This window comes from Zavarzinella formosa DSM 19928 (assembly GCF_000255705.1).
Lineage (GTDB): Bacteria > Planctomycetota > Planctomycetia > Gemmatales > Gemmataceae > Zavarzinella > Zavarzinella formosa.
In genome coordinates, this window is the sequence record NZ_JH636442.1 from 346,943 (window position 1) to 372,801 (window position 25,859).

Consider the following 25,859-nt stretch of genomic DNA (forward strand, 5'->3'; position numbering starts at 1 on the left):
CTCGTCGTCTGGGATGCTTTCGGACTCGTATTCAAGACCGCGCTCTCATCGGTGTTTCCTTGGCGGTTTTCTGCCTCTTTGTTTGGGCGGCGGACACGCTGTCGTCCGAAGAATCCGGGCTGGATTTTTGGAGTGCGGGCCAGTTGAAAAACCAGCCGGTTCAAGAAGCAAAACGAAATTCCTCGGTGGATCAACGAATTGAAACGGGGCTTAACCGAATGGCCCTCCGCGAACAAATACTCATCAATCTTCGCGATGAAAAAATCACGCTCGAAGAGGCCGGGCGGGGGTTTCTGGCGATTAATCAAACAGATGAGGCAATCCTGCGTCATTTGGACACGTTCTTCTCGGGAGAAACAGACTTGGAACGTTCAACCCGTCAAGTGGTGGCGCAAATGAGGTGCAGCATACTGCCGGACAGCCATGAGTGTTATCTGCGGCTGAAAAGTGAATTAGAGACCATTCAGTTCCCCAAAACGTCAAATGACGGGGAAATTCAAATCGCATCCCGGCGAGGCGATTGAAAATCGCACATGCGGCCGGATGGATGAGCGGCTACGGTCGTGGTCCTTTGGCGTCGTATTCCGTGCTCTTATAACCGACTTCGTCGGTCTTTCGGAAACTATCCTGATCCATGTCCGTGAAGTATTTTTGGATGGCGTTGCCGAAGGCGGTGACGGCTTGGGCGTATTGTTGTTTGGTTTGGCCCGGTTTGCCGCCGAAGGCCGGCAGGGGCTTCAACTTCAGGAAATTGACATAGTCGTCGCGGTGGCAGGATTCGTGGAAGCCAAGGCTGGTGGTTCCGGCCGCCTCATCCTCCGGGGTGGTGCCCCGGCCATAGCCGGATGTGTCCGTCGCCTTGGCGTTTGGTCCGTAGATGGTCTGAATCTTGACATTGCCTTTGATCTGCACGGGGCCGCTCAGCTTTGAGACAATTTCCAATGCCCCTTTCTTTTCCCATGAATAACCGGGGGTTTTGAAAAAGACCGTTCCCCCCTGGCCGTCGGACCAGGCTCCGACCGGATCAAACGATGTGTGCCCCTGAACCGACTTGTCGGCGGTGGTTCCATCCGGCAGAATCTCGGCGGTGACATCAATGTCTTGCAGGGCGTTTGTCACTTTTTTGATGATGATTTTGGCCGCCGTGGTTGTGGGCGGAGGAAGTTGTGTGGCAGCCATGAAACACCTCGGATCTTTCTCATGGAGAGGATGCTATCCGAGGTTATCCAAAATCATCGCCGCGATCGGACACCATCCGGAGATGGTTTCCAAAAAAATCACTTGGCTGGTTGCTTTGTTCTCATGCTCGTCGGGTGAAGAACGGCCAGTGGCTCGGGGCCGGTGATCCGGTCCCATTCTCCGTAGACGGGATTCGGCAGGACGAACCAGTCCACGCCCCAATGACACGCGGCATCGTCTGCCGCCGCCAGCCGTTGTTTGATCGCCTTGCAATAATCCTCGGTCGTTGCTTCTTTCGGCAGTTTTGGGGCCGCGAATGCTTCTGAAAAATCGCGGAGATTGTCGCCGAAGAGCATCATCACGTTGTACTTGGCGGCCACCGCCTCCCGGCGGGCCGATTTGTCGGAGGATTTCTCGGCCTTCAGGTGAATGCGGTCGGCGATCCCTTTCACGTTGATTTTCAGATTCTCCAAGGCTTCGATGGTCTTGCTCTTAAATTTGTCCGTGCGGTTGGAAATGTAAATCACCGTCACCCCCAGGCCTTCCGCCATGTCGATGAAGGCCTTCGCTCCCGGAATCAGAGTGACATCTTGGGGAGCGGTCTCCTCATACTCGGCCCACAGGTCGTCCGTGTACTCCAGATTGTTTTTGTAAAGGAACGTCTGGAAAGCGGAGTTATCAAGCACCGTTTCGTCCAGGTCCATGATGATCGCCGGTTTCGTCAAATTCAATCCGCCCGACTTCAGCTTGGATAACAATTGCTGGCCGGCGGTCCGGTAAACCTGCAAGCAACAGGCCCGATATTCGGCGGAGGTTTGCAGATAAACATTCGCCGCCATTCGCGAGGGCATCGGGAGCGCCGGGGCGTCCGCCTTTTTCACGGGCAGCGGCTCTGCGGCGAGCGGAACCATGCCGCGATCACCCGCGAGCCAGCCGACGCAAAGACAAGTTGAGCAAGCCAAAATAAGATGAACTGGTGTGATTTTTCGCATGAAACTCTCGGAACTTGGACGGATTCAGGATTCGGGGGCATCATTGCCGGAAGGTGCGGAATGACCCGTCACCAAGGAGGTGAGATTTTCCGTGCATGGAGAACAGTCGGCAAGCCGTTTGATGAAGATTTTGGGATTTCATCGCCGGGGCCGTTTGACTTGCCAAGAAAAAAAGCCGACCCGTTTGCACAGGTCGGCAACTGAAGCGGTCGGTTTAATGGAAGTCCGTCCTCAACTCATCGCTTTCCACTTTCCACCGGCAATGAGCGGAAGGCAATCGCCCGGCGGACGGCCGGGGGCAGGGGGGCGTCTTTGCCGTTGATGGCCCGCCAGAGGATTTCGTTCAACTCGAAGTCATCCACCAAGTCGTAATCGCTGAAGTCCATTCGGTTGGAGCGTTCCCAGCCGTAGGAGAGCTTGTCGTTCTTGGCCGTCAGGTCGATCTCGGCCGGGGTGTGCTTGTATTCGGTCAGATCGGGCTTGTCCGTGAAACTGTTGAACATCGGCCGGGCGGCCGCGTCGTACTGGCTCAGCGGCGGCAGGCCGAGAATCAGTTCCATCGTGCGAATCAGGCTGACCGTGCTGTATTGGGTGCTGTCCACATGCTTTCGTTTCGTGAACGGGCTAATGACCAAGCCAACCGTGCGTTGGGCGTCCACATGATCCGGGCCGTTTTGGGCGTCGTCCTCGATCACGAAGATCGCGGTTTCCTTCCAAAGCGGCCCCTTGCTCACTCCCTCAACCAAGCGACCGAGGGCCAGGTCGTTGCTGGCCACGCAGGCTTTCGGGGTGAATGAACCGATCTTGGTGCCGTCCGTGTGGTCTTCGCCGAGACTCATCACGATGAAGCGGGGCATCGTTCCGGCTTTGGCGAATTGGTCGTATTCCTTAAGGAACACATCCACATTATCTGTGTCCCGCACGCGGACCCCCTTCTTTTTCGGGATGCCATAATCCGGACACATGTGGCCGATCAATCCCGGCACACGGCCTTCCATTTTCATGCCCCCCTGGCCGTCGCTCACCCGTTTGCCGTGTTCGCCATAGTTGCGGTAAGAGAGGCCAGCCCGTTTGCACGAATCCCAAAGGTAGCCGGACGGGCCGTTGGAGAGGTTCCCTTCATCATCGTCGTCCACGCCTTTGCGGCCCGAATAGGTCAGGTGCCAGTCGCGGGCAATGTAGTCGGTATGATAGGCCATCGTGCTCCACGGGTGCCCGTCGCGGCTTACCTGGCCGTTGCAATAAAGGTTGTCGAGCAACACGAATTCTTCGGCGAGCTTGTGATGGTTCGGCGTCACCTGCCGGGGGAACATGCACAGAGAGGGATCGCCGTTGCCCTTCGGGTTCTTCCCGCTCGCCAAGTCGCCGAAGACTTGGTCGTAAGTGCGGTTTTCCTTGATGATGTAAATCACATACTTGATCGGGGACGGATCGCCGACTTTGGTGGGGATCGCCGTCTTTTCCGAATGCGGGGAGTTGGTCAGCAATTTGTCCGAGTAGGGGCAATTGCGATAGACTTGGGCCGTGTATTCCTTGATTTGCTTGTCGTCGGGGATCGTCACGATTGAGAGCGCCCCGGACATGGTGGTGCCAATGTACGGGTACGGCATCAACCGCCGGGCGACTTCCTTGACATCATCCTTTTCTTTGGCGGCCAGTTGTTCCTTGGTGAACAGCGGGTTGGCCTTCGATTGCAGGCCCTTGCCGACGCCGATCAGAAGATCTTTGCCGTTGATGCTGACGGCCAAAGAAGTCGGATACCAACCGGTGGGGATGAATCCCTTGATGACGCTCTCGTTCTCTTCGGCGATGTCCACCACAGCCACGCAGTTATTGTCGGCATTGGCGACGAACAGCGTTTTCCCGTCCGGCGTCAGCGCCAGGGCGCACGGGGTGCTTCCCTCGGGAGCCTTGGGGAACAGGCTGGTGGAAATCACTTCCGTCACGATACCTTTGGCGGTGTCGATCACATGAACGCTGTTGCTGGAGGCGCAGGCCACGAACAGACGGCCATCGGTCGGGTGGAGCATCATCTGATTGGGATGCTCGCCGACAGGGATTTTGGCCACCACGGTCAGTTCCGTCGGATCGACCGCCAGCACCCGCCGGCCGGCCCAGTCAGAGACATACAACAACCGGTTCTTGGGACCGTAAACGATGTCGTAAGGCCGGCCACCGACCTTGGCGCTTTTGCCTTCGCCCCCTTTGGGCTTTTGGGCGGTCAAGCCGCCGTTGTTGATGTCCAGCACATAGAGCGTGTCTGATTTTTCATCGAGCAGCATACCGCTCTTGAAGCTTGGTTTGAGCGCCATTTCCTCGGCCAATTTCTCCAGTTCGGCGGCCGTCAGTTTGCGGATCGGGACTTCCTTCTTGCTGGTCCGGGTGAATTCATCGCCCTTGAGGTCGAAGGTATGATTGTCGCCGTTGCCGCCGCCGGACCACCAGATTTTGTCTTCGGCCTTGTTCACGGCCAGGCCGTACCAAGTCTGCCGGGAGGTTTCATGGGCGATGATTTTGTGTTCGGCCAGATCGATCAGATACAAGTTGTGCGAGTTGAACCCGCTGGTGGCGACAATCGCCCGTTTGCCGTCTTTGAGGGGATAAATGTTCAACGGCAAATCGGTCGTTTCAACGTGCTTGCCGACGGGGGTGAGATGCCAGCCGTTGGGAAGCAGGAAGCCGGTCGACGTCGGGCCGGCAAACACGGGTTTGTCTTGGACGGGTTTGTCTTGGGCGGCTAGCGGAACGGCGGCCGCCATTAATGAGGCGGCCAGCATAGTGACAACGAAACGCATCGCAACTCCCGCAGTGAATCAAGAATGTCGGGTGAAAGGATGATTGTCACACTCGCCGGGGGATGCGTCTAATCAAGAAATGATGAAGATCAAACATATCGCAACCATCAGATCATCCCATTGAGTCGATGGGATGATCTGATGGTGTTTGTCAGAGAGTTTCCGTCGCCGTGCCGACAATCTCTCCGTTGGCATTCGTTTCGGAAGCGGCCAGTTCTTTATCCAGCGGGTCGATCACTTCGGGTTCGATCACCCGCATTGACTTCCATTTGCCGCCCCGGAAGCGGACGACGAAACACAGGGATTGCAAGCCGATGTAGAGGCTCGCGAAACCCCAGGCCCAGAACAACCCGTGCGACCAGCCGAGGCGATAAACCACATACGACGGGATAACCATCACCGGCCACGCGAAACAAAGCGAGACGGCCGAGACAAACAGCGTGTCCCCGGCGCCGCGCAAACCGAAACTCACCACCAAGTTGATGGCATCAAACAAGGCAAACCCGGCGACGAACAGCAAAAGAATCTGGGTGCGTTCCGCGATCAATGCCCATCGTTCCGGCGGGTTGTCCCCTTGGAACGGGCCGATGAACAGGCTCGGGACGACCACATACATCAAGCCGATGGTCAGCATGTAAGTTCCGGCGACGGCCACGCCCATCCATGTCAGTTTCTCGGCGGCTTTGGGGTTGTTTTCCCCAAGACACTGGCCAACCAAAATCGAGACGGCCATGCCCATCCCCATCATCGGGATGAATGCCACATTATTGATCGTGATCGCCAGATTCGTGGCGTTCAGGTCGTCTGTGCCGAACCAACCCGTGAGGATCACGAAGGCATTGAAGGCGGTCATTTCCAGCGTCCAATGCAAGGCGCTTGGCAACCCAAACCGCATTAGCCGGAAGAGCAACGAGAAATCTGGCTTCCACCCAATTAACGTGGAGTTGCTTACCCGATATCGCTTCCGCATGAACAAGGCAAAAGCCGTGAGGGCCGAGGCCCAGCCACCGGCCACGGCCGCATATCCGGCGCCGGTGATGCCCATTGACGGGAATCCCCAGTGGCCCGGAATCCAGGCGTAGGCCAGCACACTGTTGACCAGCGTGCCCGGAATGCTGATGAGAATGACCACCTGACTCTCGCCCCGGCCGGAGAAAAAGGCCGAGATCGAGGAGACAAACAACCCCGGCAGGGCGAACCAGCACATGCAACGGAAATACTCGGCCTCGTAGTATTGGATTTCCGGTGAGTGGCCGATGAGGGCGAACAGGCCGTCCGCGAGCGGAATGAATCCCAGAAAAGCGATCCCGGCCACCACGGAAAACCAAATCCCCTGCCAGACCGCCGACCCGACCCGATGCGGCCGTTTGGCCCCGGTGTATTGGGCGACGAACGTGGCGACATACGCGGCCGTGCTGAACAGCAGGATGTACGGCAGCCAGAAAATCATGGCCGCCGATGTGGCCCCGGAGGCCACATCGATTCCCTGACCGCTCAGAAACAGCCGGTCGATGGTGATCTGGATCGTGCTGAAACTGTTCGAGATAATCAGCGGCCACGCCATCGTCAGCAATCCCCGCAGGGTGGCCGGGGCGGGCGGTGGCGCCGTGGAAACATCTTGCGAGGGGGAATCAATCACGGGGGTGTCGATGTTCTGATCCGTCATGAGTACCGATATCCCGTGGGCTGGTGGCGAAAAATCCGATTGTACGAACCGGACCGGGTCTTAACCGCATCCGTTGGCCGGATGGCGAAAAACCATGTCCGGTACGAGAGGGATTGGACGCCCGAAGGGTTCGCGTGGGTTCGTGTTTTCTGGCCGATTTCGCTGAGAAAGAAGATTTGAAGTGCGGGAGTTTTGCAGTCTCCCGCAATGTCTGATTCACTATCGCACAAACACAAACTCATTTGCATTAAAGATCGCCCGGCAAAACGCTGGCAACCCGTGGGTGGACACCAATTTCACGGCGGCGGCCGTTTCGTCTTCGGTCGGTTTGCGGCCGAAGGCCAGTTCAAAGCCTCGGGAGACTTGTTTCGCCGCGTCTTCTCCGGCTTCCTTCTTCAAGCGATCCGCGAAGAAGCCGGATTGTTGCAACAGAAAGGGGCTGTTTAACAAGTTCAACGCCTGGAGCGGCGTAGTCGAGCTGGAACGCTTCGGGGCGATCTGGCCGGCGTCGGGGCAGTCGAAGGCGCCGAAGGTGTCGTCGAGTTGCATCCGGGGTTTCGACTGGTAAACCATCCGGCGAAATGTGTCCGGGCCAAATTCGTTTTTGGGTGTGTACACCTTCACATAATTCCCGTTCGGCTGGAACAGATCAAAACCGGGGCCGCCCATCGTGCCGTCGAGTCGGCCGCTGACGCTCAGGATCGTGTCGCGGATGATCTCAGCCTCAAGCCGTTGCGGCGGGAATCGCCACAACAACCGTGTTTGGGCGTCCTTGGCCATTGCCGCCGGGATGGCTTTGCTTTGTTGTTGGTAAACGGCCGAGGACACGATCAACCGATGGATGTGTTTGAGGCTCCAGCCATGATCGACCAACTCGGCCGCCAGCCAATCCAACAATTCCGGGTGGGAAGGTTTCGCCCCGTTGCGGCCGAAATCGCTTGGGGTGTCCACAAGTCCGGCGCCGAAATGGTGTTGCCAGATTCGATTGACAATCACGCGGGCCGTCAACGGATTGGCCGGATCGGCGATCCATTCCGCGAGAGCCAATCGACGTTCGGCATCGGTTGCATTGGCCGGGATTGCTTTCTTTGGCCCGAATGATGTCAACACGCCGGGGCCGACTTTCTCCTTCGGTTGCGTCACTTCGCCCCGGTTGAGGCGAAACACATCGGGCGTGCCCTCCATCCGGCCGCAATAGATTTTCGGGCCGTCCCCGTCTGTCTTGGGCCGGTTGGCGCCGCTGGCGACGGTTTGCCAAGATTTGCCATCGAGCGACAGTTCCACGCGGTAATCGGTCGCCAGCCGGTCTTGGAATTTCGGGGGCGTCGTGCGGTCGCGGCTCCAAACCACCTGATTCACCTTGGACGCCTCGGCAAATTCAATCATCACCCAACCCCGGTCGGCTTCGTTGGAAATCCAGCTATGGTCGTTGCCGAATTTGCCGTCGTTGATGTGGGCCAATTGATGGATGGCATAACCGGGCAAGGTGCTGGAGGCCGTCGCTTTGGCCCCGTTGCCGGCGAGGGCGACATTTTTCCGACTGTCGTCGGCGCTGAAGACTTCCAACTCGTCGATGCAAGGTTGCGTGCCACCCGATTTGAGGATGGTGAACCGGATAAACTTCGCCAGCGTCGTCGGGAAATGTTCCGTGTTGCCCCCGGCCTTCACCGGCTTGCTCGGCGTTCGCGGGCTGACCAAACCGGGGGGAGATTTCGGGGCAGGGGGAGTGACTGATCGTTCCCCGTGTTGCACCCCGGCGAAAACGGCTTTGATCGCGTGATAGTCGGTGTGCGAGATCGGGTCGAATTTGTGATTGTGACATCGGGCGCAACCGATGGTCAGCCCCAGAAAAGCCGATCCGGTGGTGCTAATCATGTCGTGCAATTCGTCGGCCCGTTGCTGGGCGGTCAACACCGGGTCCGGACTTTTCACTTGGTCCCACGGCCCGGCCACCAGAAATGATGTCCCAACGTCGGCCCCCAACACATCCCCGGCGATCTGTTCTTTCACGAAGCGGTCATACGGCTTGTCGTCGTTGAAACTCTTGATGACATAATCGCGGTAGTGGTAAGCATTTGGCCGGACTTGATTCATCTCGAAGCCGTTGCTCTCGGCAAAGCGAACAACATCCAGCCAGTGCCGGGCTTGGCGTTCCCCAAAAGCCGGGGAAGCAAGCAAGCGATCAATCAACTTGGCGTAGGAGTCCGGTGATTGGTCTTTCAGAAATTCATTAATCTGTCCCGGAGTCGGAGGGAGGCCGAGAAGATCAAAGGAAAGCCGTCGAATCAACGTGGTCTTGTCCGCAACGGGGGAAATCTTCAGCCCGTCTTTCGCCAGCCGGGAGTTGATGAACGCATCAATCGGGTGAGAATCGCCCGACTTCGGCACGTCCGATTTGCGGACTGGTTGGAAACTCCAATGAGGTTGTTCAACGGCCGTTGTTGAATCGGGCCAATTCGCCCCGGTTTCAATCCAAGTTTTCAGCTTGGTGATTTGATCGGCCGTCAGCGGATCGCCCTTGGGGGGCATCCGCTCCTTGGAATCGCTCGCGGTGATTCGCTTCAACAAGAGGCTCTTGTCGGCATGGCCGGGGACAATCGCCTTCTCCGAATCCCCACCGGCCAAGGCATCGGCTTTGCGGTCAAGCCGCAAGCCGCCACGCTGCTTGTCCGGCCCGTGGCAACTGAGGCATTGGGCTTGGAAAATCGGCAGGATATCTTTCTCGAACGCTGGCGATTCCGCGAAGGAAACCGAGGCCGAGAGGAGCAGGAGGGAGAGTGCTGTTCGCATGAGACGCATCATAACCGGCGGCCGGGAAAGATGCAAACGACGGCCGTTTCTCTTTTGAATTCCCGGCCACTTCCCGCCCGTCTCTTGTCATCCCCCGCCAACATGCCGAAAACAGATGCACGCCGATTGATCTCTTCGAGGAAAGTTGCCGATGGCCGACGAATTGACGTATTACGCCCCCGAGCGGCTCCGCGAATTTTCGCAGCGGACTTTTGAGCATTTCGGCGTGCCTTCTGCGGATGCGAAACTCGCCAGCGAAGTGCTGGCGATGAGCGACATGCGCGGCATCGAATCCCACGGCGTCGCCCGCCTGCACACCTATTTCGACATGCTCACCCTCGGGCGGATCAACCCGAAGGCCAACGTGAAGATCATCCGCGAAAAGCCGGCGACGGCCACCGTGGACGGGGATAACGGCCTCGGGCTCGTCGTTGGCCCCAAGGCCAACGAAATTTGCATGGACAAAGCCGAGAAATCCGGCAGTGCCGTGGTGAGCGTATCGAATACAAATCATTACGGGATTGCCGCGTATTACTCGATCAAAGCGTTGGAACGCGATCTCATCGGCTGGTCGATGACGAACACCACGAAACTGGTGGCCCCGCTGTGGGGCGCGGAACGGATGCTCGGCACCAACCCCATCGCCATCGCCTTCCCGGCCGGTGAAGAGCCGCCGGTGGTGATTGACCTCGCCACCAGTGCGACCGCCTATGGCAAAATTGAAATCGCCAAGCGGAAGAACGCCGAGATTCCCCACGGGTGGGCCATCGACAAGCATGGCAACATGGCCACCCGCCCGGAACAGATGGTCGAAGGCGGGGCGTTGCTGCCATTGGGCAGCACCCGCGAAATGGGGGGCCATAAGGGCTTTGGCCTCGCCTCGATGGTGGACATTCTTTGCTGCGTGTTGAGCGGCGCCAACTGGGGGCCGTATGCCCCGCCGTTCGCCTTGCGGCAGGAAATTCCGGCCCGCAGCGTGGGCAAGGGAATCGGCCATTGCTTTGGCGTCATGCGGATTGACGGCTTCATCGAACCGGCCGAATTCAAACGTCAAATGGACGATTGGATTCGCACCTTCCGGGCCACCAAGCCCGCCCCCGGCACCCCCGGCGTCGTCATCCCCGGCGACCCGGAACGGCTGGCGGAAATCGAACGGGCCAAGACCGGCATTCCGTTGCTGCAAGCCGTCATCAACGATTTGAAGGATATTTCCACGAAGACGGGCATTCCTTTCGAGTAACCCCGTGAACACCCAACCCCTCGACTTTTCCCGGCTAAAAGTCTTCCCTCTCTCCGAGCGGGTGAGTTTGACACGGGCCGATGATATTCTCATCGACCCGGATTCTTCGCCGAAACCCTGCGACGACCGGAACGCCGGGCTGATTGCCGAGTGTGTTCGGAAAATCCGCGAAGCCCGGCATCGCGGGGCGGCGGTGATGCTCATTTACGGGGCGCACCTGCTCCGCAACGGCACGGCCACGATTCTGGACCGGCTGATGGCTGGCGGCTGGCTGACCCACCTCGCCACCAATGGCGCCGGGACGATTCACGATTGGGAATATGCTTGGTACGGGGCTTCCACCGAAAGCGTGGAAATGAACGTCGCCACAGGCACGTTCGGCACTTGGCATGAAACCGCCTCCAACATCCATCTGGCGATGATGGCCGGGGCGTTGAACAATCTCGGCTATGGCCGGTCGTTGGGGAAACTGATTCACGACGACGGCGTGACACTTCCTTCGCAAGAAGAATTGGCTGCCGCCATTTCCCGCGAACCGACGCACCCGCTCACTTCCGCACGGGCTGATTTGTTGAAAGCGATGCGGGAGCAGGGTTGGCCGGGGGGCCGGATTGAGATCCATCACCGATGGAAGCATGCCTCTATCCTGACCTCGGCCTATCGGCATGGCTTGCCGCTGACGGTTCATCCAGGCATCGGCTACGACATCATCGCCAATCACCCGGTGTTTTCTGGCAGCGTGATCGGTCGCGGGGCCGAATGGGATTTCAAGCTCTTCGGCGGCTCGGTCGATCAACTGGATGGCGGCGTGGTCCTGTCTGTCGGTTCAGCCATCATGGGGCCGCAGGTGTTTGAAAAAAGCATCAGTTGTGTGAACAACCTCCGGCTTCAAAACGGCCGGGAGGTGGTGAAGAATCACACCATCTTCGTGGTGGACCTGCAAGACGGCGGCAACTGGGACTGGACCACCGGCGAACCGCCGAAGACCAACCCGGCTTACTATCTGCGGTTCTGCAAAAGTTTCTCCCGCATGGGTGGGGCGATGCATTACCTACAATGTGACAACGCGTTGTTTGCACATCGTCTGTATCAAGGGCTTCAAGGTTCGTGATCGGAAGAGCTGATAAGAAAAAAAGATTAACCACAAAGACGCGAAGATCACACAAAGTCTCACAAAGATCGTAACCAAATCAAAGCAAAGGAAACAAGTCAAGAGAGACAAAGCAAAGACAATCCTTCGATGATCTTTCTCTTTGCTTTCTTCAGGTTTTCCTTTGCTTGTTGATTTCGATCTGGCTGGGTTTTCTTTGTGAAACTTTGTGTGATCTTCGCGCCTTTGTGGTTAGTCTTCTCTTCCGGCCAACGATCACATTCCGGGAGGGGTTAATCGTGATTGCAATCACCGGGGCGGCAGGGTTTATTGGCTCCAATCTGGCGCATCGGCTGGCCGGGGAGGGGCATGAACTGTTGCTCGTCGATCATCCAATTACCGCCCCGAAGGCCGCCAATTGGGTCGGGCTGGAACACTTCCGGTTCATGGATCATGATCGTTTTCTCGCGGCTCTCACCGGCGAAATGAAATCTCTCGCGGCGATTTTCCATCTTGGGGCGTGCAGTTCCACGACCGAAGGGGATTGGGATTATCTGGCGAAAAACAACGTCGGTTACACGCGGACACTTTGGGATTGGTGCGCCTCCCACGGCCGGCCGTTCTTTTATGCCTCCTCGGCAGCCACCTACGGGGATGGATCGCGCGGCTTCGATGACCGGACGCATCCCGGCGAGTTGCACCCGTTAAACCTGTACGGCAAAAGCAAAAACGACTTTGACATCGTTGCCCTCGCGGAAGTCGCCTCCAAACGGCCGACGCCGCCCAAGTGGGCCGGGTTGAAGTTCTTCAATGTGTATGGCCCGCGCGAGACACACAAGAACCGCATGGCCAGCGTGGTGTGGCAGGCCCACGGGCAAATCCTCCGCACCGGCGAGATGAAACTGTTCCGCTCCACGGACCCCGCCTATCCGGACGGCGGCCAGTTGCGGGATTTTGTGTTCGTCGGCGATTGCGTCGATCACATGATCTGGCTGTGGAAGAATAACGCCCCCGGCGGCCTGTACAACTCAGGCACCGGGACACCGCGGACGTTTCTCGACTTGGTGAAGGCCACGTTCGTTGCGATGGGCCGGGAACCGGTGATCCGCTTTGTGGACATGCCCGCCGACCTGGCCGGCAAGTATCAGAACTACACGAAGGCCGAGATGTCCAAGCTTCATCAGGCGGGGTATCACACGCCAGCGACCACGCTAGAGGAAGGCGTCTGGAAAACGGTCGCGTGGCTCGACGGATGAGTTTCTTCATTCGTCATCAGCTATACTAAACATGTCCCGCCGCCTGCATTCCTCTTTGAGTATCCTCCATGCTGTTTGCGATGGCCAAGCGTGCCCTGTTCGAGACGGACAAGCGATTGCTGTGGAAACTCGCTTGGAACATGGGTTTGAAGGGAATGCTCTCGGTTGAACGGCACAAATCCCGTCTTCGGCGGGGGGAATACTTCCCGCCGTTTCTGTATGTGTCGATCATCAATTCGTGCAATCTTCGGTGTCAGGGATGCTGGGTGGATGTCGCCCACAAGCAGGAGATCATCCAACCGGAGGCATTCCATAAGTTGGTGCGGGAAGCCAAGTCGATGGGCAATGTCTTCTTCGGCATCGTGGGCGGGGAACCGTTCATGCACCCGAAGTTGCTCGATATGCTGGCCGAACACCCGGATTGCTATTTCCAGATTTTCACGAACGGGCATTTCATCACCGATGAAAAAGCCAAGAGGTTGCGACAACTCGGGAATGTGACACCGCTCATCAGCGTCGAGGGAACGGAGATCATCAGCGATCAACGTCGCGGCCGGTTGAACGTCCTCAGCAAGACGATGGAGGGGCTGAATAATTGCCTGAAGAACAACTTGCTCACGGGTGTTTGCACAAGCCTATGTCGGACGAACATCGACGATTTGCTGACGGACAAATGGGTGGATCGCCTGATCGAAATGGGCGTGTTGTACACATGGTTCCATGTGTATCGGCCTATGGGGCCAAACCCGAATCCGGACATGTGCCTGACACCCGAACAAGCCCGCCGGGCGCGTGAGTTTGTGGTGAACACACGGGCCAAGAAGCCGATTATCATCGTGGATGCCTACTACGACGGCGAGGGGAAGGCCCTTTGCCCGGCGGCCACGGGCATCAGCCACCACATCAATCCGTGGGGCGACATCGAACCTTGCCCGATTGTGCAGTTCTCCACGGAATCCATCCATTCCAAGAACGGCGACCAACGAACGCTTCGACAAAAATTCAAGCAATCGGCCTTCTTAAAAGAATTCCGCGAACTGTCGCAGGAAACCACTCGCGGTTGCATTGTGTTGGAACGGCCGGATTTGTTGAAGGCACTGGTTGAAAAGCACAAAGCCACGGATGTGACGGCCCGTCAGACGGCTTTGGAAGAACTTGGGGCGATGACGGTTCGCACGTCGCAGTATGCGCCGGGAAAAGAAATGCCGGAGAAGAACATCTTGTACCGAATCGCCAAACGATTTTGGTTCAACGATTTCGGCGTCTACAAGGGGCGTGACCACTCAAAGACGGCGGCCCCCGGTGTGCTGGCGGGACGACAATAACTCACGGCTTCGGGATCATCACCGGAGACGGTTTCTCCATGAAAGTTTCCACCACATTTCCGGTTTTTTTGTCTCTAAGTTGTTTCTTGGCGAAGGCGCCGGCGTAACCGAGCAATTCCCTGTCGTCGCCCGTTTCATAGTCGCCGACGAAGACCATGCTGTGAGTGCGCGTGTGCATCACATAGGCTTCCACTTTGTTGGCTCGAAGCAGCTCGGCCACATTGTGAGCCTGCAACGCCGCCCGTTCGAGCCGGTCGGAGGCCTCGCCGCTTCCAGCTCCGTTGGCGCCGGCCTGCATGACGGTCCCGCCGCCGCCGTAGGTTTGCACCAATAGCGTCCACTTTCGCCGGGTCTTGTGCAGCAAACTGTACGTTTCGCCGGAGTTCAGTTTCATCAGGAAGTCGTCGGCCTTCGGGGTCTCGACATTGGTGGTTATGCTTTTGGGAATCATGGGATTCATGCCGGGCATGCTGGCGAGAAACGCATTGAAGCGGTTCCCTTTTGCGGAGTTTTCTTCGTTGTCTCTGCCTTGTGAGAGCACGTCGTTGAATTCGGGGGGAGCCGAGAGTTTGCGAACCTGATTGGCGAAGTCGATGGCCATTTCACGATCCGACAGCGTGCCACGGGCCGGCGCCACGAACACGGTAAATTCGTCAGGCACGCTCACCGTTTTGACTCGAAGCATCTGCGCGGTCGGTTCGATGCCTTGTTTGTGGTAGTAATCTTTTATCGCTTTAATGCGGGTTGTGGTTTCGACGTCTCGCTCTTGGCGCAATACCCAGCCACGGGGATAAACATAGGCGTTGATCTTGTATGTCTTGCGAATGTAATCAGCGAACTGTTCGGCGAGTTCTTGGATGTGCGTATCGGGCACAAATCGGCCCCTTGAGTATGTCTCGCGCTCTCCCCGGAACGACTTGACGGCCACCAGCCATCTTCCGTGTTCCTTGGCGAGTTCAAAAGCACATTGAGGCTTTGGTTCGGGAATTGGCTCAAAAACCGGCGTTCTTTCCAACGGCAGAGGCTGGGTGATTCCGGGCGCGCCCTCACGCGGCATTGGGCGAGTGATTCCCGGAATCTCCGTCTGGGCTGATGCCCCGGCCGCCCCGGCCAGAAACAAGGCCGTCGCGCAAGCGAATCGTTTGCCAATCATTTTCCCCATCCCCCCGAACATTCCACGGGAATCCAACGTGGGAAGGCTCATAATCGTTCGGGGGATATTCGTCTAGGGCAATTCGTCTTTCAGCCTTGTTTCAGCCATTTCGCGGCTTGGACGGCGTGGTATGTCAGGATAATGTCGCAGCCGGCCCGTTTGATGCTGGTGAGGATTTCCATCGTCACCCGGCGTTCGTCGATCCAGCCTTTTTGGGCGGCGGCCTTCACCATTGCAAACTCGCCGCTGACGTTGTAAGCGGCCACGGGGAGTTGAAAGTTGTCCCGCACCCGCCGGATGATGTCCAGATAGCTGAGGGCCGGTTTCACCATCAGGATGTCGGCCCCTTCGGCCACATCCAGTTCCACTTCCCGCATGGCTTCGTCCGTGTTCGCCGGGTCCATTTGGTAGCTGCCCCGGTCCCCGAATTGTGGCGGGGATTCGGCGGCTTCCCGAAACGGCCCGTAAAACCCAGAAGCGTATTTGGCGGCGTAGCTCATGATCGGGATGTGCGAAAACCCGGCGGCGTCCAATCCCCGGCGGATCGCCCCGACCATGCCGTCCATCATGCCGCTGGGGGCAATCATGTCCGCTCCCGCCTTCGCGTGGCTGACGCATTGGGCGGTGAGGATGGGGAGCGTCGCGTCGTTGTCCACATCCGTGCGGCCTTGCTTTTCATTCAGGATGCCGCAATGGCCGTGGTCGGTGTATTCGCAAAAACATTCGTCCGTGATCAGCACGATCTCATTCTTGTAATGCTTGCGAAGCGTGCGAAGGGCTTCCTGCACAATCCCGGCGTCGTCGAGGGCGCTGGAACCGGTCGCGTCCTTGTGCGTGGGGATGCCAAAGAAGATGAACGATTTGACGCCCGCATCTTTGGCCAGACCGACTTCCTCCACCAACGTGTCGGGGCTTAGCTGGTAGTTCCCCAGCATGGAGGAGATTTCTGTGCGGATGCCTTTGCCGGGCCGCACGAACATGGGGAAGATGAAATCCCGGGCGTCAAGCGTCGTCTCGCGGACGAGTTCCCGCACGAGGGGATTGTGGCGAAGCCGCCGGGGCCGAATCAGGGGAAAGCCGGATGGATTCATGAGGGGATTTTACGGGGAGATTCCGTTTGTGGCCGGATAAGGATGATCGCAAATCAACAGGATACTTTGTGCCAAACCCCGTCGCAATTCGTTTTCCGTTCCCGGAGGCGGGCCATACATTATTCGGAATCGAACCGGCCGCCACGCACGGGACGGTCGGTCTTTGATTTATGTTTCTCCGGGGGCCACATGCCGACGAGTATCGACCAACTCTGCATCAACACCATTCGCACGCTCTCGATGGATGCCGTGCAACAAGCCAACTCCGGCCATCCGGGCACGCCGATGGCCCTGGCCCCGGTCGCCTACACACTCTGGCAGGAATTCCTCAACTACGACCCGACTGATCCCACTTGGGCCAACCGTGACCGGTTTGTGCTGTCGGTCGGTCATGCGTCGATGCTTGTTTATTCGTTGATCCATTTGACGGGTATTCCGCAACTGGACAAGGATCTCAAGCCGACCGGCGAACCCGCCGTCTCGCTCGATGATATCAAACGCTTCCGCCAGTTGAACAGCCGGACCCCCGGACACCCGGAATCGCACATCACCAGCGGGCTGGAAACCACCACCGGCCCGCTGTCACAGGGCCTTGGCAACAGCGTCGGCATGGCCATCGCCGGGCGATGGTTCGCGGCCAATTACAACAAGCCGAAGTTTGAACTGTTCGATTACAAAGTCTTCGCCCTCTGCGGCGACGGCTGCATGATGGAAGGCCTCTCTTCGGAAGCCGCCTCGCTGGCCGGCCACCTGAAACTATCCAATCTGGTGTGGCTGTACGACGACAACCATATCACGATCGACGGTCGCACGACGTTGTCGTTCAGCGAAGATGTCGGCAAGCGGTTCGAGGGTTACGGCTGGAATGTCCTGCATGTTGCCGATGCGAATAACACGACGGGCCTCGCCGAGGCATTGACCGACGCCAAGTTGGTCGCCGACAAGCCGACGCTGATCATCGTGAAAAGCATCATCGGCTACGGCGCTCCGAAGAAACAGGACCAGTCGGACGCCCACGGCGCCCCGCTTGGCGAAGAGGAAATCAAGGGGGCGAAAAAGTTCTATGGATGGCCCGAGGATCAAAAGTTCCTCGTGCCGGACGGCGTGAAAGAACACTTCCAAGAGTTGATGGGTGCCCGTGGCAAGAAGGCCCACGCCAATTGGGACACGTTGTTTGCCGATTACAAGAAGGCTTACCCGGAACTCGCCACGCAGCTTGAACAAATCCACAACCACGAACTCCCGGCCGGATGGGACAAAGATCTGCCGGTGTTCCCGGCCGATCCAAAGGGGCTGGCCACGCGGGAGAGCGGCGGCAAGGTCATCAACGCCCTTGCGAAGAATTATCCGTGGTTGATCGGCGGCTCGGCCGACCTCGCCAAATCCACCCTGACGACGCTCAAGTTCGAGGGGGCCGGCGAGCTTACCCCCACGAATCCGGGCGGCCGAAACATGCACTTTGGCATCCGCGAACACGCGATGTCGTCCGTGTTGAACGGGCTGGCCTTGTCCGGTTTGCGGCCGTTCGGCTCGGGTTTCCTCATCTTCAGCGATTACGCCAAGCCCGCCATCCGGCTCGGGGCGTTGATGGAGATTCCGACCATTCACGTCTTCACGCACGATTCCATTGGCGTCGGCGAAGACGGACCGACCCACCAACCCATCGAGCAACTGGCCTCGTTGCGAACGATCCCGAACATGATCGTCTTCCGGCCGGGTGATGCCAACGAAGTGACCGAGGCATGGCGGGCCATCGCCCAGCTCAAGCACAATCCGGCGTGCCTCGCCCTTTCCCGGCAGGCGATGGCCACGCTCGACCGCACCAAGTATGCCCCGGCAAGCGGGCTGGCCAAGGGAGCCTACGTTCTCGCGGACAACTCCGGCGGCGATCATCCGGCCATCATTCTGATGGCCTCCGGATCTGAAGTCGGGTTGGTTGTTGAAGCCTATGAGAAGCTGGTGGCCGAGGGTGTGAAGGCCCGTGTGGTCAGCGTGCCGTCGATGGAACTGTTCGACCAACAGCCGAAAGAATATCGGGACAGCGTGCTTCCCCCGGCCGTGCGTGCTCGGGTGAGCGTGGAAATGGCCTCGAAGTTTGGCTGGGACCGTTATGTGGGCCTCGACGGCGTCATCATTGGCATGCACGGCTTTGGCAACTCGGCACCGGTGAAGGATCTCGTGAAGTATTTCGGTTTCACCTTGGAAAAAGTGTTGGAAGGTGCCAGAACGGTGTTGGGCCGCTAATAAATTGACAGAGTTGACCGAGGAGCCGGGCTTCAGACGGGCCCGGCTCTTGCATTTCGATTTGGCGCATCATTCGCGGCTCATCGCCAGCCACCAGAGAAAGCAAAATCCATGTCCCTCACCGATTTCATTCGCGACATTCCGGACTTTCCCAAGCCGGGGATCATGTTCAAGGACATCACACCCCTGCTGGCCAATCCGGCGGCGTTCCAAGACTCGGTGCGGCAACTGGCCGGCCACTATGCCGCGACACCGATTGACGCCATCGCGGCGGCCGAGGCCCGTGGGTTTCTGTTTGCTGCCCCGCTGGCGCTGGAGATGAAACTGCCGCTGGTGCCGCTCCGCAAACCCGGCAAATTGCCGCATAAAACCGTCTCGGCCAAATACGACTTGGAATATGGAAGCGCCGAGCTTCAAATGCACGAAGACGGCATCATCAAGGGCCAGCGGGTTCTCCTGCTGGACGATGTGCTGGCCACCGGCGGGACCATGAAAGCCGGTTGCTCCCTCATCGAGCATGTCGGCGGCATCGTGGTCGGCTGCGCCTTCCTGTTGGAACTCAGTTTCCTCAAGGGGCGCGAACGCCTGACGGGGTACGATGTCTTTAGCTTGGTGACTTACTGAAGAAAGCCGCCCCATGAGCGCCGACCGACCGGACGATGATAGGGAAGCCGAGGATCGTCCCCGTCGGCGAGATTACGATGACGAGGAAGAGCCCCGCCGTCGCCGTCGCGCCCACGACCAAGCTGATGACTACGACGACTATGGCGGGGATGTCGCGGCGGCCGCAAAAGCCAAAGTGTTTCCTCCGGCCCTCATTTTGATTATCTGCGCCATCATGTGCTTGCTGATGTCCGTAGGGCTTATTCCTTTTGGAATTATCCTTGCGATGAATACCCCCAATAATGATGAGAAAATCCTCGGGTTCGTGTTGGCGGGCGGGAGCGTGTTGTTGATCGCTTATTATGCCGTGATGCTGATCGGGACTGTCCGCATGTTGAAAATGCGGAGTTATCCCATGGCCATGACATCGGCCATCATGGCAATCGGCTCGTTCCTGTGCCTGTCTGTGACCTGCGGAGTGTTTGGAGTATGCGGCAGTCTGTTCATGGTGGCTTTCGGCATCTGGGCGTTGGTGGTGTTGGTCAACCCGGATGTGAGACGGCAGTTTGCGTTGAACACGTATCGGGTGAGTGATGAAGACGCCGGAGTTTGACTCTCCCAAACAGGCCGGAGGCGTCGAGACCATTGGGTCTCCCAACAACGATTTGGCTATTGTTGCCCGCTCTCGAATCGCTTGGCCGGCGTGGTCGCTGATCATTTTCTGCACGCTGTTGATGCTGGCGTTGGCTGTTTGGATAGTGTCCCTGACGTGGGATTTGATATTCGCTTTTGATCGCCGGGACTTGGAGGTCGCGATCAACAACGTGAGCCTTTGTTTGATGATGTTTCTGTATCTCGGCGTGATCCTGTTCGGGGCCGTGCGAATGCGGCAACTCAAACAATATCGCCTGGCGGTGGCGACCGCGGTCATGGCGGCTTTGCTCCTTCCTGTCGGCGCCGGGGTCTTGGGTGTTTGGGCGCTGGTGGCACTGTTGAAACGGGACGTGCGGAGTCAATTTCCCCGGCCGAGGCGACCGCAGAGCCCCGATATCCGCGACGACTATGACGATTTCTACGGGGACCGGTCGGCCCACGCTCGCGAGCGGGTGAAACTACCCGCAATGTTGATGGCCGCCGGGGCGGGCGTCAACATCTTTGTGTGCCAGTTATTGCTGGTTTGGGGAGTCGACCTGTTAGCCGCCGGCGTGCTGGGCATTGACACTCCAATGCCGCATTCGGGCACGGCCGAGGGCATGTCGGTGGGAACCACTCTCCTGATTGTGGGGACGGTCGGCATCACCACCATGAGCGTGATTGTCATCGGAGCCGGCCGGATGCGGCATTTACGAAGTTATCGATGGGTGATGGCAACCGCCATCTTGGGGATCTGTTCGGTTGTTTTGGTGTATCTGTCGGTGTTGGTGGCGCCATTTGCGATTTGGGCATTGGTGGCGCTGCTGTCCCCGGCGGTGAAAGAAGAGTTTCGACAATCCAAAATTTCGGTGAGTGACAATGACGCCTGATTTCGACAAGGGAGGCGGGTTGGTGCCCGCCATTGCCCAGGACGCCGACACCGGCGAAGTCCTGATGATGGCCTGGATGAACCCGGAGGCCTTCGAGGAAACCGTCCGCACCATGCGGGCCTGCTACTTTTCCCGCAGCCGGAACCGCCTTTGGCGCAAGGGCGAGGAAAGCGGCAACGTGCAAGAAGTCCGCGAAATCTTTGTGGATTGCGACCTCGACACCGTTCTGTTGAAGGTGAAACAAATCGGCGGGGCCGCCTGCCACGAAGGGTATTCGAGTTGCTTTTTCCGCAAACTGGAAGACGGCGAGCCCAAGGTGGTCGGTGAACGGATTTTCGACCCGAAAAAAGTATACAATAAGTGATTCAGTTGTGCATGGCGTGGAATGACCAATGACCAATGACCAATGACCAAACCCGGCTTGGATATCCGGCGTTCCTTTCAATAGGATCGTCGGCCAGGCAACGTTTGGTCATTGGTCATTGGTCATTGGTCATTCCATTCGCGGGTTCTCTCCCGGAGTGGTTTAATGTCCAATGTGTTGAAGCTCGGCATTCCCGCAGGCAGCCTTCAGGAGGCGACTGGCGAACTGTTCCGCAAGGCGGGGTATGAGATCACGTTCACCAGCCGGAGCTATTACCCGGTTATTGACGATCGGGAGATCCAATGTACGCTCATTCGCGCGCAGGAAATGCCCCGGTATGTCGAAAACGGCTCGCTCGATTGCGGCCTCACCGGGTTCGACTGGATTCAGGAAAACAACTCCCAAGTGACGGAGTTGACGGAACTCGTTTACAGCAAAGTGAGCCGTCGTCCGGTGAAGTGGGTGCTGGCGGTTCCCAACGAATCGAACATCCACACGCCCAAGGATCTGGAAGGCAAGCGGATCGCCACGGAACTGGTGGAATACACCAAACGCTGGCTCGCCGCCTTGGGGGTAACGGCTAAAGTGGAGTTCAGTTGGGGGGCCACGGAAGTGAAGCCCCCCCGACTGGCCGATGCCATCGTCGAAGTGACGGAAACAGGAAGTTCCCTGCGGGCTAACAATCTGCGGATTGTTGGGGAGCCGTTGCTCGTCAGCACCACCCGGTTCATCACCAACGGAACCGCTTATGCCGACCCGTGGAAACGCCGGAAGATGGACGACTTGGTGCTGATGCTCAAGGGAGCCATCGCCGCCGAGGGGAAAGCCGGGCTGAAGTTGAACGTGAGCCGGGAGGACATGCCCCGCGTTCTGGCCGTCCTGAAGGATCATCCGAAAACATCCCTCAACGCCCCGACCGTGTCGCCGTTGACCGATCCTGATTGGGTGGCCTTGGAAACGGTCATCGACGAAGACATCGTCCGCCACATCATGCCCAAACTTTACGCCGCCGGGGCACGGGGCATCTTTGAATATCCGATCAACAAGATCATCGAGTGATCCCGTTTCGTCGGGAGGTGTTTGGCCATCTCTTCCGATGGCCTTCCCGTTCGGCGGCCGGGCGTTTGTTTTTTCGCCAAATTTGATTTCCAAGCGTTTTCCAGTTCTTCCGTTGTCCAATGAAGGATGACGGACCTTCCTCCTGCTTGCAAGAGAACGGCCAATTCGTGCGGATTTCCGCATCGGCCATTCTCTCAAATCTGTCGTGCCCCTGTCCTGACGATCCGGGACATCCGTTGCGTCATGCAACTTCACGGATCGATCTGTTTTGGTGAAAAACATTTGGGCCAATAAGAGCTCAATGATGATGCCGTGCGGCCATCGTTGAGAAGTCCCGGTGTTTGAAAGGAAAAATGTCACCGCTTGAAAAAACCGAAACTCCTGTCGCCAATCCCGAGGCCGAACTGCCTCCGGTCAACCCGACGACGCTTCGCGCGTCCTTGGGGGTGCGGATTGTCACACTCATTGTCATTTTTGTCCCGCTCCTGGGGGTGATCGCCGCTCCGTTTGCTGTTTGGGGGTGGGGGTTTGGGTGGACCGATCTCGGTTTGTTGATCGGAATGTACGTCCTCACGGCGCTGGGCATCACCGTCGGTTTCCACCGGCTTTTCGTGCATCGCTCGTTTGAGACTTTTGGCTGGATCAAGTTCATTTGGGCCATTTTGGGTTCAATGGCCATTCAAGGATCGCTGCAGCAATGGGTCGGCATGCACCGCCGGCATCATCAGCACAGCGACACGCCTCATGATCCTCACTCCCCTTTGCATCGGGGGCAGGGAATCATGGGCTTGCTCCGAGGATTCTGGCACGCGCACATGGGCTGGTTCTTCGAGGCCAACCCGCCGGGCATGGATCGCTATGTCAAGGATCTCAACGCCAGCGTTGCCCCGAGGGTGGCCAGCACACTCTTTCCCGTGTGGGTGGTCCTGAGTTTTCTTGTCCCGGCCATTCTCGGCGGAGTTATCACCCTAAGCTGGATCGGCACCCTGACGGGTCTGATCTGGGGAGGATTGGTGCGGTTGTTTCTGGTTCACCACGTGACTTGGAGTGTCAACTCGGCGTGCCATTTATGGGGCTTCCGGCCGTTCAAGAGCGACGACATGAGCCGGAACAATGTCTTGTTTGGCATTCTGGCGATGGGAGAGGGCTGGCACAACACTCATCACGCCTTCCCGAATTCGGCCCGTCACGGGTTGCGATGGTGGGAGCTTGATGTGAGCTATTGGGTAATCCGCGCTCTCGCCTTTTTCGGCCTCGCCTGGAACCTCAAACTTCCCTCGAAAGAAGCCCAGGCGAGGGAACGAAGGATGGCTTGAGGCTGTTTTTAGAAGGCGGGCCGGATGGACGACTTTATCCGTTGATCCTTCTGAATCTTTGGACCCATCCCCGCGTTCTTCTCCTTTCAGGCAGTGATTTTTAGCAAGGTCATTCCTCGGTTTTGACCGCAACCCCCTCGAATGATTCGTTGAAGCAGTGCGCCGCTGCGTCTGCTACTTTAAGGAGGGGTGCAAATTCTTCCCTTTCCTATGATTCGACCATGCCTCATTAATGTTATCTCACCAATAAGTGTGTCAGCCACAGGCTGAACAAAGGCAAGAGTTGCAACGAAATCATGCTCACATCCGAAGATTAAGACACCATGATAAATGATTCTATTCGTGGCGACAAAGCTTACAGGATAAGGTGTTTCGGCTTCAAATCTGTTGTTTTGAAATGAGTTTAGAAATGACTCTTCGCCTTTTTTGCGGTATTCCTCTTCTAGTTTAGGTGAAAACACGAAAGGGAAGATGGAATCAGATATTAACTCAGTCAATATCTGTACTGTTGTCATCGCCACAGGTTCGTCGCAAAATACCACAAATGCTTCTGTCGCATCATAGTCCTTGGTTGGAAACTCTGTTGCAGTCAAGTCCACTAATCGGTTCGGCAAAGCACCTTGCCCAAGTCGGCCATGACCTAATCGAAACGAGAATGGAGGCTTGAGAGCGATATCGAGTTGGCGACGAGGTTCCCGAGGGTGTAGAAGGACGCCCCCGAAGCAATCCCCGACTGTAATTGGCATGAGAATGAGTCGTGCCGGAAGTTGGTGTTCAAGAACGTAACATACTGTAAAAATAGCCACGGTTGATCCCGCTTGACAGGGCCGCGCGGAGAGGCATGCCGCTACAGGCCAATTCCTAGATTGGCTGGCCGACAGATTGGTCGGACGATTTGATCGTCGGACAGCAGCGAGAAATAAATCATCCGGCTTTGTCAGACGATCAAGCCCATCCACTGAATCAACTTATGAGGAATATGCCGACGGATGATTTTGAAGGACAACAAAAGCGGTCGAACATCTTGCCACATCATTTCGCCGGACATACCGAGGATCGTGCCGAAGAGGCAAAAACTTTTATGCCCAATCGCCGGCCGCCCCGAACTCATTTCCCGGAAAAGCGTCTCCTCATAGATTAAGTGATTCCCGATGCGGCCCGCGTCGGGAACTTTCGCGGGGAGACTGCGGTTGTCCACTGATCAACGTGAACTCCGATCCGGCATGTGGTACGGTTTCGCGGCCTACGGGGCCTGGGGGTTGGTTCCCCTGTATTTCAAATCCGTCGATTGCCCCGCCCATGAGATCGTTGCCCACCGTGTGCTGTGGTCGTTTGTGGTGCTCTCCGTCATCATCACCTTTCTGGGCCGATGGCGGGAATTCATCGCGGTCTTCAAAAACCGGCACGTTCTGATGATGCTCTTTGCCAGCGGCTACCTCGTGGCCGGGAACTGGTATGTGTATGTGTACAGCGCCACTTCCGGGCAAATCACCCAAGCCAGTCTTGGGTACTTTCTCTTGCCGCTGGTGAACTCGTTTGTGGGGGTCACTTTCTTCAAGGAACGACTGCGGGTTCCCCAGATGATCGCCCTCGCCTTCGCGGCCGGCGGCGTGTTGTACATGGCCCTGAGTCTTGGGGTGTTTCCTTGGATCGGCATCACGCTGGCCGTCACGTTTTCCATTTACGGCGTGCTGCGAAAACTCGTCCCCGTGGACGGCGTCATCGGCCTGACTGTCGAAACCCTGCTTCTCGCCCCGACGGCTATCGTCTTGCTGGTTGTTTGGGAACAGAAATACGGTCTTGCCTTCGGGCATCACGGCATCGCCACCGATTTGCTGATCGCCTGCTCCGGGTTGGTCACCACCATTCCGCTGATTTGCTTCGCCCAGGCGATCCGTCGTGTGCCGTTGGTTACCATCGGGTTTCTGCAATATATTTCGCCGACCCTTCAGTTGTGCGTGGCGATTCTGGTTTTCAAAGAGGTATTCTCCCCGGATCACCAAGTCAGTTTTGGCCTGATTTGGGTTGGCTTGTTGATCTTCGTCTGGGATGCGGTGCGAACCGTATGGATGAAGCAACGGCAGGCAAGGACGATCATCGACAGCGAACCGATGATGACTGAGCGGGAAATGAAAAAGGCCACCGTCTGACGACGATGGCCTTCGGATGGTTT

The 25,859-nt window shown here is 57.6% G+C and carries 21 protein-coding genes; 13 read left to right on the forward strand and 8 right to left on the reverse strand.

Annotated features, from left to right (window positions below; all coding sequences use genetic code 11):
* Nucleotides 1-143 precede the first annotated feature (143 nt).
* Nucleotides 144-524 carry a hypothetical protein gene (locus tag BGIM_RS0122640; protein WP_157369347.1) on the forward strand — a complete coding sequence of 127 codons (381 nt, stop codon included), beginning with the start codon at nt 144-146 and terminating at the stop codon, nt 522-524.
* A 31-nt stretch (nt 525-555) separates the two neighbouring features.
* On the opposite strand, the gene BGIM_RS0122645 is transcribed toward BGIM_RS0122640, so the two are convergent.
* The 5 genes from BGIM_RS0122645 to BGIM_RS0122675 form a co-directional block, all read right to left on the reverse strand.
* A complete protein-coding gene (locus BGIM_RS0122645; RefSeq protein WP_020472016.1) occupies nt 556-1,179 on the reverse strand; it encodes a hypothetical protein in 624 nt (207 codons plus the stop codon).
* Nucleotides 1,180-1,277: 98 nt separating this feature from the next.
* On the reverse strand, nt 1,278-2,171 hold the full coding sequence (locus BGIM_RS0122650) for a 5'-nucleotidase, lipoprotein e(P4) family (protein ID WP_020472017.1): 894 nt from the start codon (nt 2,169-2,171) through the stop codon (nt 1,278-1,280).
* Nucleotides 2,172-2,407: 236 nt separating this feature from the next.
* Nucleotides 2,408-4,966: an alkaline phosphatase family protein gene (locus BGIM_RS0122660; protein WP_020472019.1), complete on the reverse strand. Its 2,559-nt coding sequence runs from the start codon at nt 4,964-4,966 to the stop codon at nt 2,408-2,410.
* A 151-nt stretch (nt 4,967-5,117) separates the two neighbouring features.
* Nucleotides 5,118-6,632 (reverse strand): MATE family efflux transporter, encoded by a 1,515-nt coding sequence (locus BGIM_RS51855; protein ID WP_020472020.1) that lies wholly within the window; start codon nt 6,630-6,632, stop codon nt 5,118-5,120.
* A 219-nt stretch (nt 6,633-6,851) separates the two neighbouring features.
* Nucleotides 6,852-9,422 (reverse strand): DUF1553 domain-containing protein, encoded by a 2,571-nt coding sequence (locus BGIM_RS0122675; protein WP_020472022.1) that lies wholly within the window; start codon nt 9,420-9,422, stop codon nt 6,852-6,854.
* A 151-nt stretch (nt 9,423-9,573) separates the two neighbouring features.
* Between BGIM_RS0122675 and BGIM_RS0122680 the strand changes: the two genes are divergently transcribed.
* From BGIM_RS0122680 to BGIM_RS0122695, 4 genes are all read left to right on the forward strand, one after another.
* Nucleotides 9,574-10,662 carry an Ldh family oxidoreductase gene (locus tag BGIM_RS0122680; protein ID WP_020472023.1) on the forward strand — a complete coding sequence of 363 codons (1,089 nt, stop codon included), beginning with the start codon at nt 9,574-9,576 and terminating at the stop codon, nt 10,660-10,662.
* 4 nt (nt 10,663-10,666) lie between these two features.
* Complete coding sequence (locus tag BGIM_RS0122685; RefSeq protein ID WP_020472024.1) at nt 10,667-11,773, forward strand: hypothetical protein; 1,107 nt, start codon at nt 10,667-10,669, stop codon at nt 11,771-11,773.
* A gap of 278 nt (nt 11,774-12,051) precedes the next feature.
* On the forward strand, nt 12,052-13,008 hold the full coding sequence (gene rfaD / locus BGIM_RS0122690) for an ADP-glyceromanno-heptose 6-epimerase (protein WP_029630306.1): 957 nt from the start codon (nt 12,052-12,054) through the stop codon (nt 13,006-13,008).
* A 68-nt stretch (nt 13,009-13,076) separates the two neighbouring features.
* Nucleotides 13,077-14,333 carry a radical SAM protein gene (locus tag BGIM_RS0122695; protein ID WP_020472026.1) on the forward strand — a complete coding sequence of 419 codons (1,257 nt, stop codon included), beginning with the start codon at nt 13,077-13,079 and terminating at the stop codon, nt 14,331-14,333.
* 1 nt (nt 14,334) lies between these two features.
* Here BGIM_RS0122695 and BGIM_RS0122700 read toward each other — a convergent pair whose 3' ends face one another.
* Both BGIM_RS0122700 and hemB read right to left on the reverse strand, forming a co-directional pair.
* The gene (locus tag BGIM_RS0122700) at nt 14,335-15,486 is read right to left on the reverse strand and encodes a hypothetical protein (protein WP_157369348.1); all 1,152 of its coding nucleotides are present in this window, start codon (nt 15,484-15,486) and stop codon (nt 14,335-14,337) included.
* Nucleotides 15,487-15,575: 89 nt separating this feature from the next.
* A complete protein-coding gene (gene hemB / locus BGIM_RS0122705) occupies nt 15,576-16,577 on the reverse strand; it encodes a porphobilinogen synthase (protein WP_020472028.1) in 1,002 nt (333 codons plus the stop codon).
* A 189-nt stretch (nt 16,578-16,766) separates the two neighbouring features.
* On the opposite strand from hemB, the gene tkt reads away from it, so the two are divergent.
* From tkt to BGIM_RS0122750, 7 genes are all read left to right on the forward strand, one after another.
* A complete protein-coding gene (gene tkt, locus BGIM_RS0122715) occupies nt 16,767-18,821 on the forward strand; it encodes a transketolase (RefSeq protein WP_020472029.1) in 2,055 nt (684 codons plus the stop codon).
* Nucleotides 18,822-18,932: 111 nt separating this feature from the next.
* The gene (locus BGIM_RS0122720; protein ID WP_020472030.1) at nt 18,933-19,445 is read left to right on the forward strand and encodes an adenine phosphoribosyltransferase; all 513 of its coding nucleotides are present in this window, start codon (nt 18,933-18,935) and stop codon (nt 19,443-19,445) included.
* A 13-nt stretch (nt 19,446-19,458) separates the two neighbouring features.
* Entirely contained in the window at nt 19,459-20,037 is a 579-nt protein-coding gene (locus tag BGIM_RS0122725; RefSeq protein WP_020472031.1) for a hypothetical protein, read from the forward strand.
* Nucleotides 20,018-20,947 carry a hypothetical protein gene (locus tag BGIM_RS0122730; RefSeq protein ID WP_020472032.1) on the forward strand — a complete coding sequence of 310 codons (930 nt, stop codon included), beginning with the start codon at nt 20,018-20,020 and terminating at the stop codon, nt 20,945-20,947. Before BGIM_RS0122725 ends, BGIM_RS0122730 begins: the two co-directional genes overlap by 20 nt.
* Nucleotides 20,937-21,311 carry a phosphoribosyl-AMP cyclohydrolase gene (gene hisI / locus BGIM_RS0122735; protein ID WP_020472033.1) on the forward strand — a complete coding sequence of 125 codons (375 nt, stop codon included), beginning with the start codon at nt 20,937-20,939 and terminating at the stop codon, nt 21,309-21,311. The genes BGIM_RS0122730 and hisI overlap by 11 nt, the downstream gene beginning before the upstream one ends.
* Before the next feature lie 165 nt (nt 21,312-21,476).
* A complete protein-coding gene (gene hisG, locus BGIM_RS0122740; protein WP_020472034.1) occupies nt 21,477-22,370 on the forward strand; it encodes an ATP phosphoribosyltransferase in 894 nt (297 codons plus the stop codon).
* Between the two features lie 353 nt (nt 22,371-22,723).
* A complete protein-coding gene (locus BGIM_RS0122750; protein WP_020472036.1) occupies nt 22,724-23,686 on the forward strand; it encodes an acyl-CoA desaturase in 963 nt (320 codons plus the stop codon).
* A 179-nt stretch (nt 23,687-23,865) separates the two neighbouring features.
* Here the strand turns inward: BGIM_RS0122750 and BGIM_RS63185 are convergent, their stop codons facing one another.
* Nucleotides 23,866-24,279, reverse strand: coding sequence for a hypothetical protein (locus BGIM_RS63185; RefSeq protein WP_157369349.1), 414 nt, complete (start codon nt 24,277-24,279; stop codon nt 23,866-23,868).
* 597 nt (nt 24,280-24,876) lie between these two features.
* On the opposite strand from BGIM_RS63185, the gene rarD reads away from it, so the two are divergent.
* Nucleotides 24,877-25,836 carry an EamA family transporter RarD gene (gene rarD, locus BGIM_RS51860; protein ID WP_020472038.1) on the forward strand — a complete coding sequence of 320 codons (960 nt, stop codon included), beginning with the start codon at nt 24,877-24,879 and terminating at the stop codon, nt 25,834-25,836.
* The last annotated feature ends 23 nt before the right edge of the window (nt 25,837-25,859 follow it).

Excerpts from the sequence above, each read along its gene's own strand:
- BGIM_RS0122645 (WP_020472016.1), bottom strand. The coding sequence starts at position 1,179 with ATGGCTGCCACACAACTTCCTCCGCCCACAACCACGGCGGCCAAAATC.
- BGIM_RS0122650 (WP_020472017.1), bottom strand. The coding sequence starts at position 2,171 with ATGCGAAAAATCACACCAGTTCATCTTATTTTGGCTTGCTCAACTTGT.
- BGIM_RS0122660 (WP_020472019.1), bottom strand. The coding sequence starts at position 4,966 with ATGCGTTTCGTTGTCACTATGCTGGCCGCCTCATTAATGGCGGCCGCC.
- BGIM_RS51855 (WP_020472020.1), bottom strand. The coding sequence starts at position 6,632 with ATGACGGATCAGAACATCGACACCCCCGTGATTGATTCCCCCTCGCAA.
- BGIM_RS0122675 (WP_020472022.1), bottom strand. The coding sequence starts at position 9,422 with ATGCGAACAGCACTCTCCCTCCTGCTCCTCTCGGCCTCGGTTTCCTTC.
- BGIM_RS0122680 (WP_020472023.1), top strand. The coding sequence starts at position 9,574 with ATGGCCGACGAATTGACGTATTACGCCCCCGAGCGGCTCCGCGAATTT.
- BGIM_RS0122695 (WP_020472026.1), top strand. The coding sequence starts at position 13,077 with ATGCTGTTTGCGATGGCCAAGCGTGCCCTGTTCGAGACGGACAAGCGA.
- BGIM_RS0122700 (WP_157369348.1), bottom strand. The coding sequence starts at position 15,486 with ATGATTGGCAAACGATTCGCTTGCGCGACGGCCTTGTTTCTGGCCGGG.
- hemB (WP_020472028.1), bottom strand. The coding sequence starts at position 16,577 with ATGAATCCATCCGGCTTTCCCCTGATTCGGCCCCGGCGGCTTCGCCAC.
- tkt (WP_020472029.1), top strand. The coding sequence starts at position 16,767 with ATGCCGACGAGTATCGACCAACTCTGCATCAACACCATTCGCACGCTC.
- BGIM_RS0122720 (WP_020472030.1), top strand. The coding sequence starts at position 18,933 with ATGTCCCTCACCGATTTCATTCGCGACATTCCGGACTTTCCCAAGCCG.
- BGIM_RS0122725 (WP_020472031.1), top strand. The coding sequence starts at position 19,459 with ATGAGCGCCGACCGACCGGACGATGATAGGGAAGCCGAGGATCGTCCC.
- BGIM_RS0122730 (WP_020472032.1), top strand. The coding sequence starts at position 20,018 with ATGAAGACGCCGGAGTTTGACTCTCCCAAACAGGCCGGAGGCGTCGAG.
- hisI (WP_020472033.1), top strand. The coding sequence starts at position 20,937 with ATGACGCCTGATTTCGACAAGGGAGGCGGGTTGGTGCCCGCCATTGCC.
- hisG (WP_020472034.1), top strand. The coding sequence starts at position 21,477 with ATGTCCAATGTGTTGAAGCTCGGCATTCCCGCAGGCAGCCTTCAGGAG.
- BGIM_RS0122750 (WP_020472036.1), top strand. The coding sequence starts at position 22,724 with ATGTCACCGCTTGAAAAAACCGAAACTCCTGTCGCCAATCCCGAGGCC.